This window comes from Stenotrophomonas sp. P5_A8 (assembly GCF_056400545.1).
The window spans coordinates 1-2,013 of the sequence record NZ_JBFULB010000489.1; the positions used below are offsets into that span (position 1 = coordinate 1).

The following is a 2,013-nucleotide window of genomic DNA, read 5'->3' on the forward strand; positions in this document are numbered from 1 at the left end:
GCCTGCGACCGTTCGCCGCAGGCACGGCGGGCCAGCACGGCCCGTCCCCGCGTTCGCGGCTACAATCGCGGTCATGCGTGTCTTCCTGCAGCAACACCCCAGCGCCACCGAACCGGCGCGCTATCTCCAGCTGACCCTGCAACCGGATCTGTTCGGCGGCTGGGAACTGCTGCGTGAATCGGGCCTGGTCGGCGGTCGCGCGCAGCTGCGCCGCGAGCTGTTCCTGCAGGCTGAGCCGGCCCACCGCGCGTTCGAGAAGGCGCGCGATGCCCAGCTCCAGCGCGGCTACCAGATCACCTACACCAGTGGCGTCACGCCGCGCTGAGCGCCGCAGCCCGTCGCTCCATCACCCCGGCCCTGCGCCACCAGATTCCAAGGAAGCGTTGCATGACCAGCCCCTCCCGCCACGATCGCCTGCTGCGCGCCCTGCGCCGCGAACCGGTGGACTGCACCCCCGTCTGGCTGATGCGCCAGGCCGGCCGCTACCTGCCCGAATACCGCGCCACCCGCGCCAAGGCCGGCAGCTTCCTGGCCATGGCCAAGAACCCGGACATCGCCTGCGAAGTCACCCTGCAGCCGCTGCGTCGTTTCGACCTGGACGCGGCGATCCTGTTCTCCGACATCCTCACCATTCCCGATGCGATGGGTCTGGAGCTGTACTTCGTCGACGGCGAAGGCCCCAAGTTCCGCCACCCCGTGCGCGACGCTGCCGCCATCGCCAAGCTGGCCGTGCCGGACATGGAAACCGAGCTGCGCTACGTGATGGATGCAGTGCGCGTGATCCGCCGCGAGCTGGACGGCAAGGTGCCGCTGATCGGCTTCTCCGGCAGCCCGTGGACGCTGGCCTGCTACATGGTCGAAGGCGGCGGCAGCAAGGACTTCGCCCGCATCAAGGCCATGGCCCTGAACGAACCGGCCGCCCTGCACCAGCTGCTCTCGGTGGTCACCGACGCGGTCATCGCCTACCTCGCCGCCCAACGTGCCGCCGGCGCCCAGGTGCTGCAGGTCTTCGACACCTGGGGCGGCGTGCTCAGCCCCGGCATGTACCGTGAATTCTCGCTGCGCTACCTCACCCGCATCGCCCAGGAACTCGAACGCGGCCAGGGCGACCAGCGCACGCCGCTGATCCTGTTCGGCAAGGGCACCGGCCTGCATTTGGGCGCACTGGCCGACACCGGCGCCGACGCCCTCGGCGTGGACTGGACCCTCGATCTGTCCGACGCGCTCGCCCGCACCGGCGGCCGCGTCGCCCTGCAAGGCAACCTGGACCCCGCCACCCTGTACGGCAACCCCGCGGCCATCGAACGCGCCGCCGCTCGGGTGCTCGACAGCTACGCCGACGGCAACGGCGGCTCCCGCGAAGGCCACGTATTCAACCTGGGCCACGGCATGTCCCCGGACATGAACCCCGAACACGTAGGCGTGCTGGTCGAGGCCGTGCACCGGTTGAGCAAGCGCTGATTGGTCTGCGCGGAGGGCAGCCGACCAACGGTCGGCTCTACCCCCAACCACCGCGCCGCCGGCCGTCACACCCAACCGCCCCACCGCGACGGTCACGCCCAACGACATCCCAACCGGCGGTCACATCAAGCCACCGCGCAACCGGCGGTCACGCCCAAGCACACCGCAACCGCCGGTCACACCCAACGACCCCGCCACCGGTAGAGCCACCCCATGGGTGGCTACACGTAGAGCCGGAAAGAACAGCAGCCACGCGAGCCCGTGTATCGGTTGATGTAAGCGTTGATCGATCGGCGCCGAAGGCAGCCGACCAACGGTCGGCTCTACCCCGCACCATCCCACAATCACACCCAACCACCTCGAAACCGGCGGTCACGCCCAACCATCCCGCAACCGGCTGGGCCACCCGATGAGTGGTGACCAGCAGCACCAAAAGAACAGCGGCCACGCATGGCGTGGCTCAACCGCTGTTGCCATGCACACCGACAGAGTATCGGGGCTGGCGTGGGTGGGTTGGCGGGACCGTTGGGCGCCATGGATGGCGCCCACGAG

The 2,013-nt window shown here is 69.3% G+C and carries 2 protein-coding genes; both read left to right on the top strand.

The features are described from left to right. Positions 1 to 73 precede the first annotated feature (73 nt). A complete protein-coding gene (locus AC1DQP_RS19955) occupies positions 74 to 325 on the top strand; it encodes a WGR domain-containing protein (RefSeq protein ID WP_256775802.1) in 252 nt (83 codons plus the stop codon). A 62-nt stretch (positions 326 to 387) separates the two neighbouring features. After that, on the top strand, positions 388 to 1,461 hold the full coding sequence (gene hemE, locus AC1DQP_RS19960; RefSeq protein ID WP_457321288.1) for a uroporphyrinogen decarboxylase: 1,074 nt from the start codon (positions 388 to 390) through the stop codon (positions 1,459 to 1,461). The last annotated feature ends 552 nt before the right edge of the window (positions 1,462 to 2,013 follow it).